Origin of the sequence: Leucobacter luti (assembly GCF_004217175.1) — a bacterium.
Taxonomy (GTDB): Bacteria; Actinomycetota; Actinomycetes; order Actinomycetales; family Microbacteriaceae; genus Leucobacter; species Leucobacter luti.
Genome location: NZ_SHKI01000003.1, coordinates 502,629 through 519,663, shown reverse-complemented (window position 1 = coordinate 519,663; position 17,035 = coordinate 502,629). Strand labels below are relative to the sequence as shown.

Below are 17,035 nucleotides of genomic sequence, written 5' to 3'. Positions count from 1 at the left end.
GCGTCATGCTGGCGAGGCGGAGCCGCTCCGGTCGCGGGCGAGGTGTCCCGCAACCGGAGCCGAGGCCCTAGTTGCTCGTGAAGCCGAGCTGGAAGCCGCCGAGCACGCGCACGAGCAGGTTGTAGACGAGGGAGCCGATCGCACCGAGGGCGGTGCCCACGATCACGTTCAGGATGCCCACGACGACCGAGAGGCCGAGCACCTGCGGGAAGCCGATGATCTTCATCAGGCTGTTCTCTTCGCCGACGATGTCCATGAAGAGCGAGTCGACCTGCTCGAAGACGCCGGTCTGCAGCAGCACCGTGTAAATGAGGATCGTCGAGACGACGCTCACGATCGCGAGGCAGATCGACACCAGGAACGAGAACTTCACGGCGGACCAGAAGTCGACGTACACCAGCTTGAGGCGAACCTGCTTTGCGGGTGCTTTCTTGCGGGTCTTCTTGGCCAGCTTGTCGGCGACAGTATTACTCATTCAGGTCTTCCTCGTTTTCCGCGTTCTCGGCGCCCGGTGCTTCGGACTCTTCGTCGTCGAGCCCGCGTTCCGAATTTCGCGCGATGCCAATAATACGGTCCGCCTCTGGGAATCGTGCGAAGACGACCCCCATGGTGTTCCGCCCCTTGGCGGGCACCTCCGCAACACTCGATCGGACTACCTTACCGCTCGCGAGCACAACAAGCACTTCGTCGCCCTCGTCGACGATGAGCGCGCCCACCAGATCCCCGCGGTTTTCGTCGAGCTTTGCCACCTTGATGCCGTAGCCACCGCGCTGCTGCACGCGGTACTCGTGGGCCGCCGTGCGCTTTGCGTAGCCGCCCTCGGTGACCACGAACACGTAGCCGCCCTCGTCGCTCACGCGCGAGGCTGAGAGCAGTGCGTCGCCCTCGCGGAAGTTCATGCCGCGGACGCCGCTCGTGGAGCGGCCCATGGGACGAAGCGCCTGATCAGACGCCGTAAACCGGACCGACATGCCCTGCCGTGAAACGAGCAGCACATCGTCGTCGGAGTCTGCGATCAACGCGGACACCAGTTCGTCACCCTCGCGCAGCTTGATCGCGATGATGCCGCCGGTGCGATTCGTGTCGTACTCCCCCAGGGCCGTCTTCTTGACGAGACCGTCGCGGGTGGCGAGCAGCAGGTAGCCGCTCTCGAAGTCGCGAATGTCGAGAATCTGCGTGACCGACTCGTCGGGGGCGAGCGCCAGCAGGTTCGCGAGGTGCTGGCCCTTCGCGTCGCGCCCACCCTCGGGAATCTCGTAGGTCTTGGCCCGGTACACCCGGCCAGTGTTCGTGAAGAACAAGAGCCAGTGGTGGGTGGTGGTCACAAAGAAGTGCTCCACGATGTCGTCTGCGCGCAGCTGGGCGCCCTTGACGCCCTTCCCGCCGCGGTGCTGCGAGCGGTAATTGTCAATGCGCGTGCGCTTGACGTACCCGCCGCGCGTCACGGTGACCACCATCTCCTCTTCGGGGATGAGGTCTTCCATCGACATGTCGCCGTCGTAGCCATGCAGGATCGTGGTGCGGCGCTCGTCGCCGTACTTGTCGACCAGCTCGGTGAGCTCGGAAACCACGATCGACCGCTGTTCCGTCGGCGACGCGAGGATCGCCTCGAACTCGGCGATCTGCTGCTCCAGCTTCGCGGCGAGATCGAGGATCTTCTGGCGCTCCATCGCCGCGAGGCGGCGCAGCTGGAGACCGAGGATCGCGTCGGCCTGAATCTGGTCCACGTCGAGCAGCGACATCAGGCCCTCGCGGGCCTCCTCCACCGTCGGCGAGCGACGGATCAGCGCAATCACCTCGTCGAGGGCGTCGAGAGCCTTGAGGTAGCCGCGCTGAATGTGTGCTTCGGCCTCGGCCTTGCGCAGGCGGTACTCCGTGCGACGCACGATCACTTCGATCTGGTGTTTTGCCCACGCGGTGATAAACCCATCGAGTGGCAGCGTGCGCGGCACGCCGTCGACGATCGCGAGCATGTTCGCGCCAAAGTTTTCCTGCAGCTGCGTGTGCTTGTACAGGTTGTTGAGCACGACCTTTGCGATCGCGTCGCGCTTGAGCACCACCACGAGACGCTGACCGGTGCGGCCACTCGTCTCGTCGCGGATGTCGGCGATCCCCTGGACCTTCTGGTCTTTCACGAGATCGGCGATCTTGACCGCGAGATTGTCGGGGTTTACCTGGTACGGCAGCTCCGTGACCACCAGGCAGGTGCGGCCCTGAATCTCTTCAATGTTGACCACGGCGCGCATGGTGACGGAACCGCGCCCGGTTCGGTACGCGTCGCGGATGCCCTTGGTCCCGAGGATCTGTGCGCCCGTGGGGAAGTCGGGCCCCTTCACGCGCTCCATCAGAGCTTCAAGCAGGTCTTCGCGGGTCGCGTCCGGGTGCTCCAGATGCCAAATTGCGGCCTCTGAGACCTCGCGGAGGTTGTGCGGCGGGATGTTCGTCGCCATGCCCACGGCAATGCCGACCGAGCCGTTGACGAGCAGGTTTGGGAACCGGCTCGTGAGCACGGTGGGCTCCTGCGTACGGCCGTCATAGTTGTCCTGGAAATCGACGGTGTCCTCGTCGATATCGCGCACCATTTCCATGGCCAGCGGGGACATCTTGGTCTCGGTGTATCGGTGCGCGGCGGCGCCGTCGTTGCCGGGAGACCCGAAGTTTCCCTGACCGAGGGCCAGCGGGTACCGCAACGACCACGGCTGCACGAGGCGCACCAGCGAGTCGTACACGGCGGTGTCACCGTGCGGGTGGAACTGGCCCATCACGTCGCCGATCACACGCGTGCACTTCGAGAACGCCTTGTCGGGGCGGTAGCCCCCGTCGTACATCGTGTAGATCACGCGCCGGTGCACCGGCTTCAGGCCGTCGCGCACGTCGGGGAGCGCACGGCCCACGATCACGCTCATGGCGTAGTCGAGGTAGGACCGCTGCATCTCGAGCTGCAGATCGACCTGGTCGATCTTGCCGTGCACCGCAGACATCGGTGCCCCGGTTTCCGGATCGGTCTCTGGGGTCTGGTTTTCAGATGTCAAGGAAGCGCACATCCTTCGCGTTCTGCTGAATAAAGTTACGTCGTGCCTCAACGTCTTCGCCCATCAGGGTGGCGAACGTCTCATCGGCCATCGCCGCGTCTTCCATGGTGACCTGCAACAGTGTGCGGCTCTCCGGGTTCATCGTGGTGTCCCACAGCTCCTCGTGGTTCATCTCGCCGAGACCCTTGTAGCGCTGCACACCGCTCTCCTTGAGGAGCCGGCGGCCGCTCGCGGCACCCGCGGCGAGCTGCGCGTCGCGCTCGTCGTCGCTGTACACGTACTCGTGATCCGCGTTCGACCACTTGATGCGGTAGAGCGGGGGCTGCGCAAGGTACACGTAGCCGAGGTCGATCAGGGGACGCATGTAGCGGAAGAGCAGCGTCAGCAGCAGCGTGGTGATGTGCTGGCCGTCGACATCGGCGTCGGCCATGAGCACGATCTTGTGGTAGCGCACCTTCTCGGGATCGAAATCTTCGCCAATCCCCGCGCCGAAGGCGGTGATCATTGCCTGCACCTCGGCGTTGTTGAGGGCGCGGTCGAGTCGCGCCTTCTCGACGTTAAGGATCTTGCCGCGCAGCGGCAGGATCGCCTGGGTGTGAGGATTACGTCCGGTCTTCGCTGAGCCGCCTGCGGAGTCGCCCTCCACGATGAAGATCTCGGAGACGGAGGGGTCCTTGCTCGTGCAGTCGGACAGCTTGCCCGGCATGCCGCCCGACTCAAGCAGGCCCTTGCGGCGAGCCGTCTCGCGCGCCTTTCGTGCCGCCATACGCGCGGTGGCCGCCTGGATCGACTTGCGGATAATGTCCTTGGCCGGCCCGGGATTGCGCTCGAACCAGTCGCCGAGCTGATTGCCGACCACCTTCTGCACAAACGCCTTCGCCTCGGTGTTCCCGAGCTTCGTCTTAGTCTGGCCCTCGAACTGGGGCTCCCCCAGCTTGACCGACACGACGGCCGTGAGCCCCTCGCGTACATCGTCGCCCGAGAGGTTCTCGTCCTTCTCGCGCAGAATGTTCTTCTCGCGCGCGTATCGGTTCACGAGTGTCGTGAGCGCGGCGCGGAAGCCCTCTTCGTGGGTGCCACCCTCGTGGGTGTTGATCGTGTTTGCGTAGGTGTGCACGCTCTCCGTGTAGGAGGTGGTCCACTGCATCGCAACCTCAACGGAGATCTTGCGCTCGGTGTCCTCGGCCTCGAAGCCAATGATCTCCTCGTGGACCAGGTCGGCGCGCTTGGCCGCGTTGAGGTGCTCAACGTAGTCTTCGATACCGCGCTCGTACAAGAACTCGTCGTGCGCGGGCGCGGGCACGACGAGTTCGCCGTCTGCGTTCTCTACGGCCTCCTGGGGGCGCAAGTCGGTGAGCGCGATGCGCAGCCCCTTATTGAGGAAGGCCATCTGCTGAAACCGAGTACGCAGCGTCTGATAGTCGAACTCGACGGTCTCAAAGATGTCCGGGCTGGGCCAGAACGTAATGATCGTGCCGGTCTCGTCGCTCGGCTCGCCCTGGGCCAGCGGGGCGTCGGGCACGCTTCCCGTGAAGGACATGTTCCACGTGAAACCCTGCCGCTTGACGGCGACCTCGAACCGTGACGAGAGTGCATTCACCACGGACGAACCCACGCCGTGGAGGCCACCGGACACCGCGTAGCCACCACCGCCAAACTTGCCACCCGCATGGAGTACGGTCAGTACCACCTCAACGGTGGAGCGACCCTCCGTGGGGTGCATATCCACGGGAATGCCGCGGCCGTTGTCGATCACCCGGACTCCGCCGTCGGGGAGAATCGTGATGTCAATCGTGTCGCAGTACCCCGCGAGCGCCTCGTCGACCGAGTTGTCGACGATCTCGTACACCAGGTGGTGCAGACCGCGCGGGCCCGTCGAACCGATGTACATGCCGGGACGTTTGCGTACCGCCTCGAGACCCTCGAGCACCTGAATTGCTCCGGCGCCGTATTCTTCCGCTGAGGCGGCCTGTTCTGAACTCATGCCTTGAATGATCCTTTTCTGGGCGTCTCAGAGCGTTTTTTCACCCCGGATACTTCCGCACACCAGTCTATCAAGTTTGTCGCCTGCGACGAGGGATTACGGGCGTTTGGCGGCACATTCAGACGAGGGATCGTCCCCACCCGAGCGGTAGCCTCACCATTACGGGCGCTCGGGGGCCTAACCGTAGGTGTCCCGGGGACCGCGGCCGGGCACGGTGCGGGGCCCGTGTCGCCAGCTGGGCGCGCCCGGCGCGAGGAACCGGACATCGCGAATCTCGGAGTCCGGGTACTCCCTGAGGAGCCGAGTGAGCATCTCCGCACGAAGCCGTCGGAGCTCGGTGGCCCAGGTAGTCGAATCGCACTGCACCTGAAGCACACCGTGACTAATGCCGATGACGGTGGTGTGATCAGCGGTCGCCTCGCCCGCGAATTCAGGCCACTCCTCGATGATTCGCGCTTGCTCCAGTTCGAGGCTCCAGCCCATCTCCCCCGCCATCGTGGCGATCACGTCGGCCAGCGCGCGCGGGTCGCGCCCCGAGCCAAACGCCTGGCCGCCGGGCCCGTCATCCCCCACGCGCCGGCGTCGCCGCACCGGCCGGCCGCGCCAGACCGACTTTGCACGAAGGTACGATTCGCTGGCAAAACCGAGCTCTCGGGCGGGCTCCATCAGCTCAGATCCTCGAGAATCTGTCCCGCTTCGATGCGAACGCGATGCCAGGATAGTTCGTCAGGAACGTCTCCCTCGACGGCGGCGGTGACAATTACCTGTTCAAAATCGCGAACCGCGTCCATGAGGCGCCCTCTGCGACGCGCATCCAGCTCGGCAAAGACGTCGTCGAGGATAATCACCGGGTCGCCGGCGGGTGATTCGTCCCTGAGGAGCGACGCGAGAGCAAGTTTGAGTGAGAGCGCGAACGACCACGACTCCCCGTGACTCGCGTATCCCTTCACTGGCAGATCATTCAGCGAGAGCACGAGATCATCGCGATGCGGCCCGATGAGCGTCACGCCCCGCTCCACTTCACGGGCCCGAACGACCTCCAGCCCGGCGCGAATCTCGGCGGCAAGCGTTTCACGTGAAACCTCCGCCAGCTCACCGTCGGGGTGTGTTTCACGTGAAACCCCGTGGAGCGCCTCCCCCACTGATTCCGAGAGCGACAGGCTCGGCCCGTGATCCTGCTCGACGAGCGCGTGATAGCTGCGCTTGAGCGGAATCGTGAGATCTCGAATGAGCTCGCGCCTGGCGAGCATGATCTGCGAACCGTACTCCACGAGTTGATCGTCCCACACTTCGAGTGTCGCGCCCAGTGCTTCGCCGCGCCCGCGCTGGGATTTCAAGAGCGCGGTACGCTGGCGCACCACGCGCTCGTAGTCTGAGAGCGCCCCCGCAGCCACGGGATGGCGTGCCACAAGGGCATCGTCGAGGAAGCGGCGCCGAATGGACGGCTCTCCACGAACGATACTCAAGTCTTCTGGCACAAACGCGACCGCTGAAAACCAGCGCGTCACCTCGCGTGGCCGGACGGTGTTGCGATTCACCTGCGCGCGGTTCGCTCGGTCCCGGTTGATCTGCAACTCAAGCAGCACCTCGCGGGCCTCAGCAACCACGCGCATGCGCGCGATCGCGGACTCCGCGCCCGCGCGAACCAGCGCCGCGTCGCCGGTCACTCGGTGGGACCGGAGCGACGAGAAGTACGCGATCGCCTCGACAAGGTTTGTCTTTCCCTGCCCGTTCCGGCCGAGAAGAAGATTCGGTCCGGGCCGGAGCTCGAGCTCGGCGGTGCGATAGTTCCGATAGTCGCCGAGCGAGAGATGCGCAACCCGCACCGCTCCCCCTTAGCGCAGCAGCAGGTTTGGCTGCAGCAGGTACTTGAAGCTTTCCTCGTCGACCTCGTCCTTGCTGCGCTGGCTGGTGATGAGCACCGGCCCCGGCTTGCCTGGATTGTCGGTGCGAGTAAACGCGATGCGAGCGAACTCGGAGTGGGTGGAGCGCAGCCCGTCGAGCAGGAACTGTGGCTTCAAGGACACGACCATCTCATCACCCACGAGGTGCGCATCAACGGTCTCGACTGCCTGGGCGGACTCGGTTCCGGCGGCCTCGAGAGTCACGGTGCCCTCGGCGAACGAGAACCGCAGGGCAGCCTCGCGCTCAAGCACCAGGCCCACTCGGCCCACGGCCTCGACCAGCTCGGCGGTGTTTACCACGGCGTAGTTGTCGACGCTCTCGGGGAACAGACGACCCACCGGCGGGTAATTGCCCTTGATCAGCAGCGAAGTGACCGTCTTCGATCCCCCGGTGAACGCGATGAGCTCGCGCTCGCCATCCTTGATGATGGCGACCTTCACCTGGCCGTCGCCGGAGAACGTCTTGCCCACCTCGGTGACGATCTTGGACGGTACCAGGGCCGAGAGATCGCCCTGTGTTCCCTCGTGCTCCCAGTCAATTCCCCGGGTGGCAACGCGATAGCGATCGGTCGCCGTGAGCGTCAGCGAGTTGTCGGTGATTTCGAACTGCACGCCAGTGATCACCGGAGTGACGTCGTCCTTCGAAGCGGCGAGCGAGACCTGAGCGATCGCGTCTGCAAACACGTCAGCGGGAACGGCGCCGGTCACGTCATCGACGCGCGGCACCTGCGGGTACTCCTCGACCGGCATCGCGGGGAGGCTGAACGATGCGGAACCGCAGCGCACCTCTACCCGGCTCTCAAGCAGCGAGACCTCAACGTCGGCGTGCGGCAGCCGCTGCGCGATCTCGCTGAGCAACCGCCCCGATACGAGTGCGCGCCCTGGCTCGGACACCTCGGCGAGCACGCTCGTGCGTGCCGACACTTCGTAGTCGAATGAGGAGACCGTGAGGTGCTCCCCCTCAGCCTCGATGAGTGCTCCACTCAAGAGCGGCTGCGTGGGACGCTGCGGAAGTAGTTTGACCGCAAACGATACCGCCTCGCTGAATACGTCACGGTTGACGGTGAATCGCATGTGGCTTCTCCTCCCGCCCCGCGAGCGTGGCTATTCGTTGGCTTCACAATCTTTGCACACTCGGCGAGGTGTGGCATCCGGAGGATCCTGAGATCCGAGGATTTGGGACATTTCGATCGCGTGATCGAGTTCCCGTCAAAGAAGAGAGAAATTGTTAACAGTGTTAACGGCTGTGGAAAGTGTGGATAACTCGGTGGACTTCAATGTTTCGTAGAGAACTACAGGGGTGTGAGTTGTTGGTGGCCTTGGGATAGACGGACTCCGTTGGAATGACAGGAAAGTTGTCGGACGAGATCCCACTCACAGGCGGCGCGATTTCCTCCACAGACACGCCCGAGTTCTCCCCAGATATCCACAATTTCATTCAAGGCTGTGGATAACTATGGTTAGCGCGAGCCCTGTTTGATGCGCGTGGTGAGCTCGGTGACCTGGTTGTAGATCGACCGGCGCTCCGCGATCAGCTGCGAGATCTTCTTGTGCGCGTACATCACCGTGGTGTGGTCACGCCCGCCGAAGAGCTGCCCGATCTTGGGGAGCGACAGTGGGGTGAGCTCGCGGCACAGGTACATCGCGATCTGGCGGGCAGTGGCGATCTGCTGTGCGCGTGTCGGACCGTACAGGTCATCCACTGAGAGGTCGAAGTACTCCGCGGTCTTGCTGATGATGTCCGAGGGCTGCACCTCGTTGTCCGCGTCGAGGGTAATGAGATCCTTGAGCACCGTGTGGACCAGGTTCATGTCGATGCGCTGCTGATTGAGGCTCGCATACGCGGTGACACGAATCAGCGTCCCCTCAAGCTCGCGGATGTTCGACGAGAACTTGCTCGCAATGAACTCGAGGATGTTGTGGTCGATCTCGAGATTCTCGCGCTGCGCCTTCTTGCGCAGGATCGCGATGCGCGTCTCAAGGTCTGGCGCCTGGATGTCGGTGAGCAATCCCCACTCGAAGCGCGAGAGCATGCGCTCCTCGAACCCGCGCAGCTGCTTCGGTTGCACATCGCTCGTGATCACCACCTGCTTGTTGTGATCGTGCAGAGTGTTGAATGTGTGGAAGAACGCCTCCTGCGTCTCGACCTTGTCAGCCAGGAACTGAATGTCGTCAACGAGGAGGATGTCAACACTGCGGTACCGCGCGTGAAACCCGGCGCCCTGATTGTTTGCGATCGAGTTGATGAAGTCGTTCGTGAAGTCCTCGGAGCTGACGTAGCGCACCCGAACATCCGGGAAGAGCTCGCGTGCGTAGTGCCCGATGGCGTGCAGCAGGTGGGTCTTGCCGAGGCCCGAATCCCCATAGATGAACAGGGGGTTGTACGCCCGTGCGGGCGCTTCCGCCACCGCGACCGCGGCTGCGTGGGCGAACCGGTTCGACTGCCCGATCACGAAGCTGTCGAAGCGGTACTTCTCGTTCAGGCGGCTGTCACCCGGATCATCCCCGCCGTGGCGTGCCCGCGGCTCGTCGACCGGGCGGGTGGGTTCGGCGCGCGCGATGAAGTGACCGTCGTCGAAACTGTTGCCGGTGTGGGCCTGCCCCTGCCCCTGGGCCGGCGCAGCCTCGGGAGTGGGCTCCGGATCCAGCGACGGGTGCGCGTCTTCGTCGACGATCACCACGAAGTTCTGAATTTCTTGCGCCTCGGGGATCGCCGCAATCGCGTTCATGATCGCGGGCCGGAGACGGCTCTCGAGGAGCTTGAGCGTGAACTCAAGCTGCACCGCGAGGTACAGCGTGCCCGCCGCGATTCCGCGGGGCAGCGCCAGGGCAAGCTGAGCGCCAACCGCGGGTCCAACCGCGGGATCCTGCATCACTGCCTGTGTGACGCGGTCCCACACCTCTTGTACTTCGTCCTCAGTCACGCAAATACCCAGCTCAGTCGTGGTCGTGGATGGCCTATGTTATACCCAGCCTTATCCACAGATGGTGAACGAAAAATTCCGGGAATTCCGGTGATTATCGGCGGCGTGAGTCCATCTGCGCCCACGTTAGTCACAGATTTGTCCACAGGCAAGTCTCGTGGATACTCGGGCCAAGTTTGGCCGGCAGGAACTGTCGACAGCGACGAGAACTCACCACTCTTTTGACGAGACGCGCGATAAGGCGTAGAGTAAACACCTTGTATGGGCGGATTTTCGCCCTGCCCAGATATGACTTCCTCGAAGGCCGCGAGCCTCGGGGATCACTTCCATAAGTCACGGAGTCTTCTATGAGCAAGCGTACCTTCCAGCCCAACAACCGCCGCCGCGCCAAGGTGCACGGCTTCCGCGCCCGCATGCGTACCCGCGCGGGCCGCGCGATCGTTGCCGCACGTCGCGGCAAGGGCCGCTCAAAGCTCACCGCGTAATACCTCCGTCCCGGGATCACTATGCCTGCCCTGCGGCACCGCGTTACCCGGGGGGACGATTACCGTCGGGTCGTGAGATCCGGATACCGCGTGGGTGGTGCACACTGCATCACCCACGCGGTTTTGCGTGCTCCGGGGGAGCCCGCAAGGTTCGGATTCATCGTCTCGAAGGCGGTGGGGAACGCCGTCGTGCGAAACCTGGTCCGGCGGCGGCTCAAAACCATCGCCGAGCGGCGGCTGGCCGATGGGTGTGTCGGCATCGACGTGGTGTTTCGGGCGCTCCCGGCAATCCGAGACGTCAGCTTCGCGGAGCTTGAGGCTGAACTCAATCGGGCGCTCGACCGGGTCACGCGAACACTGCAGCCCAGCGAGGTGGCGTCGTGAAGCGGGTGGGCCAGGAACTGTGGTTCGGCCCGCGCAACGCGGCGATCGCGATCATGCACACGTACCGCAAGCTCATCTCCCCGCTGTATGGGCAGGTCTGCAGGTATTATCCATCCTGTTCCCGATACGCTGTGGAAGCGTACCAACTGCGCGGATTCGTGGTTGGGACAGCGCTCACGGGATGGCGGTTGCTCCGATGCAATCCTTTTACCCCGGGTGGGATCGACGACGTCCCCGCCCGAAAGCAACAGAACTTTGTGATTAACTCGCGCGGCTTCGTCCGCCCCATCGAGCGAAAGGCCTAACGCGGTGGATTTCTTCGAGACCATACTCTGGCCACTGCGCTGGCTCGTCGAGCTAGTGCTGGCGGTCTGGCATCAGGCACTGACCTGGCTCGGGATGGAGCCGGCGTCCGGCCTCACCTGGGTGCTGTCAATTATCGGTCTCGTGATCGTGGTGCGCTCCGCGCTCATCCCGGTGACGGTGCGGCAGATCAAGTCGCAGCGCCGCATGATGGACCTGGCGCCCGAGATGAAGAAGGTCCAGGACAAGTACAAGGGCAAGAAGGATCAGTTCTCGCGCGAGGCGATGAGCCGCGAGACGATGGCGCTGTACAAGAAGCACGGGACCAACCCGTTCTCTTCGTGCCTGCCGATCCTGATCCAGATGCCCGTGTTCTTCTCGCTCTTCTACGTGCTGCGGCACGCCTCGGAGAACAAGACCGGCATCGGCTTCATGAACGAGAGCCTCACCAACAGCTTCAACCAGGCCTCCATCTTCGGGGCGCCGCTCAAGATGAACTTCACGCAGGGCTGGGAGAGCGGCAACTGGACCGTCGTGGTGCTGCTCGGCGTCATCGTGATCCTCATGATCGCCTCGCAGTTCTTCACGCAGCTGCAGATCATGTCGAAGAACGTCTCCGACGAGACGAAGAACTCCCCCATGTACCGCCAGCAGCGGATCATGCTCTACATCATCCCGTTCGCGTTCCTGTTCTCGGGCGTCACCTTCCCGCTCGCGCTCAATGTGTACTGGTTCACGTCAAACGTCTGGACCATGGCGCAGCAGTTCATCGTGATCCGCAACCTGCCCACGCCGGGCAGCGAGGCCTGGCGCGCACGCCAGGCGCGCCTCAAGGCAAAGGGAAAGCTCACCGACGACGAGGTGCGCGCGCTCGATGCGCAGTCCCCCACGAAGGTTGATGGACAGCGCACGCAGCCGATGAGCAAGAAGCGCTCGAAGAAGAAGGGGAAGTGATCGTGACCACCGAAAGCGAAACCCCCACCCAGGACACGGGTGACCTGTCGCTTGCCGACCTCGAGGCGGATGGCGATCTCGCCGCGGACTACGTTGAGGGACTGCTCGATATCGCGGATCTGGATGGCGATATCGACATCGATGTCGCGAACGGTCGCGCCTACGTGTCGGTGACCGGCGGCGACGCGGAACTCGACCGACTGGCAGCGCCCGACACCGTGCAGGCCCTGCAAGACCTCACCCGGCTCGCGGTCCAGGCAAAGACCGGTCGGTTCTCCCGACTGATCATTGACGTGGGCGGCTCGCGCGATGCGCGCGCGGTGGAGCTGAAGCGGATGGTCGATGCCGCGGTCGCGCAGATCGCTGCCGGCCGGGCCGAGGTTGAGCTCGAGCCGATGTCGTCCTATGAGCGCAAGCTCGTGCACGATGACGTTGCTGAGCGCGGGCACTTCTCTGAGTCTCGTGGCGAGGGCCGCGATCGCCGCCTCGTCATTCGCCGGGCCTGAGCGCGCCGTGGCATCGTTTCACGTGAAACTCGTGGCGGTCGCGGAGTGAGTGACGCGACCGACCTGCAGCTTGAGTCGGAGCCCGTCGCGGCCGCAGAGATCGCCGGTGATCGCATCGACGTTCTCCGCGCCTTCGCGAGCGATCTCGCCGAGCGCGGCGAGGAGCTGGGCCTCATCGGTCCGCTCGAACTCCCCCGCCTCTGGACGCGGCACCTGCTTAACAGCGCGGTCCTCGCTCCCCTGGTCCAGACCGGCGGCCGCGTCGCGGACATCGGCACGGGCGGTGGGATGCCCGGGCTGGTGCTCGCCATCGTGCGGCCCGACGCCAGGTTCATCCTGATCGAGCCGATGGAACGCCGCTGCGCCTGGCTCACGGAGCAGATCGAGCGGCTCGAACTCGACAACGCAGAGGTGCGCCGGGGTCGGGCCGAGGAGTTCCACGACGCATTTGAGGTCGACCAGGTGACCGCACGCGCCGTCACGGCGCTGCGCAAGCTGATCCCCATTACTGCTCCGCTCGTGCGCGACGGGGGCGAGATGCTCTTCCTGAAGGGTCAGTCCGTCGAGACGGAGATTGATGCCGCCGCGAAGGTGCTCCGCAAGCACCGAGTGACCGACGTTCGCGTTGAGGAGCTTGGGATCGGGCAGCTGGAGGAGACCACGCGGGTGTTTCGGGCTAAACTCGGAAAGTCATGACTGCATCCGAGAAGTCACTCGTTGGCGATCACCTCGTCGACAAGATCCGGCGACGCCGAAAGCTCGCTGAGACGGTATCCCCGCTCCCCGAAGCCACGCGGATCCTCACCGTCTCGAACCAGAAGGGTGGCGTGGGAAAGACCACGACCACCGTCAACCTCGCTTCGGCGCTCGCTCGCCGCGGTGCACGCGTCCTCGTGATCGATCTCGACCCCCAGGGCAACGCCTCGACGGCGCTCGGCGTTCCGCACCGGCCCGAGGTCACGAGTGTGTACGACGTGCTGCTCGGAGACAGCGGCCTCGCCGATGCGCTGCAGCCAACCACGGATCACGAGAATCTGTGGTGCGTTCCCTCCACGATCAACCTCGCGGGGGCCGAGATCGAACTCGTGTCGCTCGTGGCCCGCGAGCAGCGGCTGCGCACCGCGCTGCAGGCGTTCCTTGCGGAGTCCGAAGATACCTACCACTACGTGTTTATTGACTGCCCACCCTCGCTCGGGCTGCTCACGGTCAACGCGTTCGTCGCAGCTGACGAAGTGCTGATTCCGATCCAGTGCGAGTACTACGCGCTCGAGGGGCTGAGCCAGCTCCTCGGCAACATCCAGCTCATTCAGAAGCACCTGAATCCGGACCTGAGTATCTCCACGATTCTGTTGACGATGTATGACGCTCGGACCAACCTGGCGCAGGAGGTCGCGAGCGAGGTGCGCGCGCACTTCCCCGACCAGGTGCTTGGTGCCGTGATCCCCCGCTCGGTGCGGATCTCTGAGGCGCCGAGCTACGGCCAGACCGTGCACGCCTACGACGGCGCGTCAATCGGCGCGCTCGCCTATCTTGAGGCGGCCGCAGAGATGGCCGAGCGCGGCGCGAAGGTAGATTCTTCCACGGAGAGGCAGAACTGATGGCGACCAAGAAGCGAGGCGGCCTGGGCCGCGGCATCGGGGCCCTGATCCCGCAGGCTCCGTCGACGGGCGAGCGGCCGGTCGATGTGTTCTTCCCGGCGAACGGCTCGAGCCTGCCGCAGGAGCCCGAGTCGGGCGCCGCGGCGGCTGCGACAGCCGAGACACCGGACGAGGCCGCAACCGCTGTCGCCTCAGACACGGATGCCCAGCTGCAGGAGGTGCCCGGCGCGCGTCTCACCCGGCTCGCGCTGAGCGACATCACCCCCAACCGGGTGCAGCCGCGCACGGAGTTCGACGAGGAAGCACTCGAAGAACTCACCCACAGCGTCCGCGAGTTCGGCGTGTTCCAGCCGATCGTGGTGCGCGAGATCGAGCCGGCCCCAACACGCGGCCCCCGCTTCGAGATCATCATGGGCGAGCGCCGATTCCGGGCCTCCACGCGCGCGGGCCTCGACAGCATCCCCGCGATTATTCGCAGCACCGCGGACGAGCACATGCTCCGCGACGCGCTGCTTGAGAACCTCCACCGGGCTCAGCTCAACCCGCTCGAAGAGGCGTCCGCGTACCAGCAGCTGCTCGCCGACTTTGGGATCACGCAGGAACAGCTCGCCGAGCGCATTGGGCGATCGCGGCCGCAGATCTCAAACACGATTCGTCTGCTCCGCCTGCCCGAGCCGGTGCAGGCCCGCGTCGCCGCGGGGGTGCTCACCGCCGGCCACGCGCGCGCGATCCTGTCGAACGACGGCGATGCTGAGTCGATGTTGCGGTTGGCCGACAAGATCGTCAACGAGGGCCTGTCGGTGCGCGCTGCCGAGGCTGCCGCCGCGGAGGGGCCGCAGCGCAAGACGCCGAAGCCCCGCGCCGGCGGCGTGCAGGCGCAGCTCGGAGAAATCGCCGATCGTCTCGGCGATCGATTTGACACCCGGGTCGCCGTGAAGCTCGGTGCCAAGAAGGGTCAGATCGTGATCGACTTCGCGACAATCGCCGACCTGAAGCGCATCCTCTCCGAGCTCGGAGACCCCGGCTTCAACTGAGCGTCCCGCTCCTCGCGCTCCTGTGATTGACTGAGGGCATGAGCCAGTCAGAACGGATTGTGAGCGCCGAGCGACGTGTCGCCGCGCGACCGGAAACCATCTTTGAGCTGATCGCTGACCCCGCGCAGCAGCCGCGCTGGGACGGCAACGACAATCTCGCGGAGGCCGCCCCGGGGCAGCGGGTCACCGCGGTGGGCGACGTGTTTGTGATGACGAACGTGGGTGATCGGGTGCGCGAGAATCGCGTGGTCGAGTTCGAGGAGGGGCGGCGCATCGCCTGGAATCCCGCGCCGGTCGGCGAGCCGGCGCCCGGTCATCTCTGGCGCTGGGAGCTCGAACCCGCCGCCGAGGGTACGCTCGTGCGCCACACCTACGACTGGAGCGGCCTCACCGACGAGCGTCGATTCGAGCGGGCCCGCAGTTTCACCCCGGATGCGCTGCGCGCATCCGTCGACCGCCTCGCGGAGCTCGCGGAGGGTGCGGAGCGCGCGTAGCGGGATCCTCAGCGCACACGGCGCTTGCCCCGCAACGCACGATGGCCGCGGATCCAGGCGGATCCGCGGCCATCGTGTGCGCAGTGCGAGTTGCTCGTGCGGGTTAGATGATCCCGGTGAGGTGCTCCTCGATCATCGGCTTCGGCATTGCGCCGATGATCTCGCGCACCTCTTCGCCACCCTTGAACACCTTCATGGCGGGGATCGAGGTGATGCGGTACTGCGCGGCGAGGTTCGGGTTCTCGTCGACGTTCAGCTTCGCGATGATGATCTTGCCGTCGTGCTCTGCGGCGATCTGGTCAAGGATCGGTGCAACAGCGCGGCACGGGCCGCACCAGGCTGCCCAGAAATCGACCAGGACCGGCACGTCGCTCTGGAGTACGGCCGCGTCAAATGACTTCTCATCGACAATGATTGCTTCGCTCATGGTGTCTCTCCTTCGGTCACGCGTTCAATAAGTGGTGCTGCTAGGCCGTGACGAGCGCGGCAGCCTGCTGCTGCTCGAGCGCGGCAAGGTAGTCTTCAGCGTCGAGCGCAGCGACCGTGCCAGATCCCGCCGCCGTGATTGCCTGGCGGTAGTGCGGGTCGGTGACATCGCCCGCGGCAAAGACGCCCGGAACCGAGGTGCGCGCGCTGCGACCCTCGAGGGCGATCGTGCCCTCGGAGGTCAGATCGAGCTTGCCGTGCACGAGGTGGGTGCGCGGGTCGTTGCCGATCGCGATGAAGAGTCCCTCGAGCGGCAGTTCGCTCGTGGAGCCGTCGGTGGTGCTGCGGAGCGCGACACCGGTGACCTCGCCGTCACCGTGAATTGCGGTGACCTCGGAGTTCCACACGAACTCGATCTTCTCGTTGTCGAAGGCGCGCTGCTGCATGATCTTCGACGCCTTCAGCTCGTCGCGGCGGTGGATCACGTACACCTTCTTCGCGAAGCGGGTGAGGAACGTCGCCTCCTCCATCGCGGAGTCGCCGCCGCCGACCACGGCGATGGTCTTGTCGCGGAAGAAGAACCCGTCGCAGGTGGCGCACCAGGAGACGCCGTGGCCCGACAGCCGCTCCTCGTCGGCCAGGCCGATCTTGCGGTAGGCAGAGCCGGTCGCGTAGATCACGGAGAGCGCCTCGTGCACGGTGCCGTCTCCGGCGGTGACGCGCTTGACCTCACCCGAGAAGTCGAGATCGACGATGTCGTCGTAGACCACCTCGGTGCCAAACTTCTCCGCCTGCTCCTGCATCCGCTGCATGAGCTCGGGCCCCTGGATTCCCTCGGGGAAGCCCGGGAAGTTCTCGACCTCGGTGGTGTTCATCAGTTCGCCGCCGATGCCGATGGCGCTTGCGAAGAGCAGCGGTTTCAGGCCGGCGCGCGCTGCGTAGATGGCCGCCGTAAAACCGGCGGGACCGGAACCGATAATAATAATCTGCTGCATGAGGCTCCTTGC

At 64.7% G+C, this 17,035-nt stretch carries 18 protein-coding genes; 9 read left to right on the top strand and 9 right to left on the bottom strand.

Annotated features, from left to right (window positions below; translation table 11 throughout):
- Nucleotides 1-67: 67 nt before the first annotated feature.
- The 7 genes from EV139_RS05510 to dnaA form a co-directional block, all read right to left on the bottom strand.
- Entirely contained in the window at nucleotides 68-475 is a 408-nt protein-coding gene (locus EV139_RS05510) for a DUF3566 domain-containing protein (RefSeq protein WP_130453307.1), read from the bottom strand.
- Entirely contained in the window at nucleotides 468-2,981 is a 2,514-nt protein-coding gene (gene gyrA / locus EV139_RS05505; RefSeq protein WP_130453510.1) for a DNA gyrase subunit A, read from the bottom strand. The genes EV139_RS05510 and gyrA overlap by 8 nt, the downstream gene beginning before the upstream one ends.
- Nucleotides 2,982-3,021: 40 nt before the next feature.
- Complete coding sequence (gene gyrB / locus EV139_RS05500) at nucleotides 3,022-5,016, bottom strand: DNA topoisomerase (ATP-hydrolyzing) subunit B (protein WP_130453306.1); 1,995 nt, start codon at nucleotides 5,014-5,016, stop codon at nucleotides 3,022-3,024.
- 177 nt (nucleotides 5,017-5,193) lie between these two features.
- Nucleotides 5,194-5,682 carry a DciA family protein gene (locus EV139_RS05495; protein WP_130453305.1) on the bottom strand — a complete coding sequence of 163 codons (489 nt, stop codon included), beginning with the start codon at nucleotides 5,680-5,682 and terminating at the stop codon, nucleotides 5,194-5,196.
- Nucleotides 5,682-6,842 (bottom strand): DNA replication/repair protein RecF, encoded by a 1,161-nt coding sequence (gene recF / locus EV139_RS05490; protein WP_130453304.1) that lies wholly within the window; start codon nucleotides 6,840-6,842, stop codon nucleotides 5,682-5,684. The genes EV139_RS05495 and recF overlap by 1 nt, the downstream gene beginning before the upstream one ends.
- Before the next feature lie 9 nt (nucleotides 6,843-6,851).
- Nucleotides 6,852-7,994 carry a DNA polymerase III subunit beta gene (gene dnaN, locus EV139_RS05485; RefSeq protein WP_130453303.1) on the bottom strand — a complete coding sequence of 381 codons (1,143 nt, stop codon included), beginning with the start codon at nucleotides 7,992-7,994 and terminating at the stop codon, nucleotides 6,852-6,854.
- 386 nt (nucleotides 7,995-8,380) lie between these two features.
- On the bottom strand, nucleotides 8,381-9,850 hold the full coding sequence (dnaA, locus tag EV139_RS05480; RefSeq protein ID WP_420029118.1) for a chromosomal replication initiator protein DnaA: 1,470 nt from the start codon (nucleotides 9,848-9,850) through the stop codon (nucleotides 8,381-8,383).
- 341 nt (nucleotides 9,851-10,191) lie between these two features.
- Here dnaA and rpmH point away from each other — a divergent pair, with 341 nt between their 5' ends.
- From rpmH to EV139_RS05435, 9 genes are read left to right on the top strand one after another with little or no spacing between them, the layout of a single operon-like run.
- On the top strand, nucleotides 10,192-10,329 hold the full coding sequence (rpmH, locus tag EV139_RS05475) for a 50S ribosomal protein L34 (RefSeq protein WP_010155609.1): 138 nt from the start codon (nucleotides 10,192-10,194) through the stop codon (nucleotides 10,327-10,329).
- Between the two features lie 21 nt (nucleotides 10,330-10,350).
- Nucleotides 10,351-10,713, top strand: coding sequence for a ribonuclease P protein component (gene rnpA, locus EV139_RS05470; protein WP_130453301.1), 363 nt, complete (start codon nucleotides 10,351-10,353; stop codon nucleotides 10,711-10,713).
- Nucleotides 10,710-11,018, top strand: a complete 309-nt coding sequence (gene yidD, locus EV139_RS05465) for a membrane protein insertion efficiency factor YidD (RefSeq protein WP_130453300.1) — start codon at nucleotides 10,710-10,712, stop codon at nucleotides 11,016-11,018. The genes rnpA and yidD overlap by 4 nt, the downstream gene beginning before the upstream one ends.
- Before the next feature lie 4 nt (nucleotides 11,019-11,022).
- Nucleotides 11,023-11,970 carry a membrane protein insertase YidC gene (gene yidC / locus EV139_RS05460; RefSeq protein WP_130453299.1) on the top strand — a complete coding sequence of 316 codons (948 nt, stop codon included), beginning with the start codon at nucleotides 11,023-11,025 and terminating at the stop codon, nucleotides 11,968-11,970.
- Between the two features lie 2 nt (nucleotides 11,971-11,972).
- A complete protein-coding gene (locus tag EV139_RS05455; protein WP_130453298.1) occupies nucleotides 11,973-12,476 on the top strand; it encodes a Jag family protein in 504 nt (167 codons plus the stop codon).
- Nucleotides 12,477-12,521: 45 nt separating this feature from the next.
- The gene (gene rsmG, locus EV139_RS05450; RefSeq protein WP_130453297.1) at nucleotides 12,522-13,172 is read left to right on the top strand and encodes a 16S rRNA (guanine(527)-N(7))-methyltransferase RsmG; all 651 of its coding nucleotides are present in this window, start codon (nucleotides 12,522-12,524) and stop codon (nucleotides 13,170-13,172) included.
- Complete coding sequence (locus EV139_RS05445) at nucleotides 13,169-14,074, top strand: ParA family protein (RefSeq protein WP_130453296.1); 906 nt, start codon at nucleotides 13,169-13,171, stop codon at nucleotides 14,072-14,074. Before rsmG ends, EV139_RS05445 begins: the two co-directional genes overlap by 4 nt.
- Entirely contained in the window at nucleotides 14,074-15,108 is a 1,035-nt protein-coding gene (locus tag EV139_RS05440; RefSeq protein WP_130453295.1) for a ParB/RepB/Spo0J family partition protein, read from the top strand. The genes EV139_RS05445 and EV139_RS05440 overlap by 1 nt, the downstream gene beginning before the upstream one ends.
- A 38-nt stretch (nucleotides 15,109-15,146) precedes the next feature.
- Nucleotides 15,147-15,602: an SRPBCC family protein gene (locus EV139_RS05435; RefSeq protein ID WP_130453294.1), complete on the top strand. Its 456-nt coding sequence runs from the start codon at nucleotides 15,147-15,149 to the stop codon at nucleotides 15,600-15,602.
- Nucleotides 15,603-15,705: 103 nt separating this feature from the next.
- On the opposite strand, the gene trxA is transcribed toward EV139_RS05435, so the two are convergent.
- On the bottom strand, nucleotides 15,706-16,029 hold the full coding sequence (gene trxA, locus EV139_RS05430) for a thioredoxin (RefSeq protein WP_130453293.1): 324 nt from the start codon (nucleotides 16,027-16,029) through the stop codon (nucleotides 15,706-15,708).
- Nucleotides 16,030-16,069: 40 nt separating this feature from the next.
- Nucleotides 16,070-17,023 carry a thioredoxin-disulfide reductase gene (gene trxB, locus EV139_RS05425; RefSeq protein WP_130453292.1) on the bottom strand — a complete coding sequence of 318 codons (954 nt, stop codon included), beginning with the start codon at nucleotides 17,021-17,023 and terminating at the stop codon, nucleotides 16,070-16,072.
- Nucleotides 17,024-17,035 lie beyond the last annotated feature (12 nt).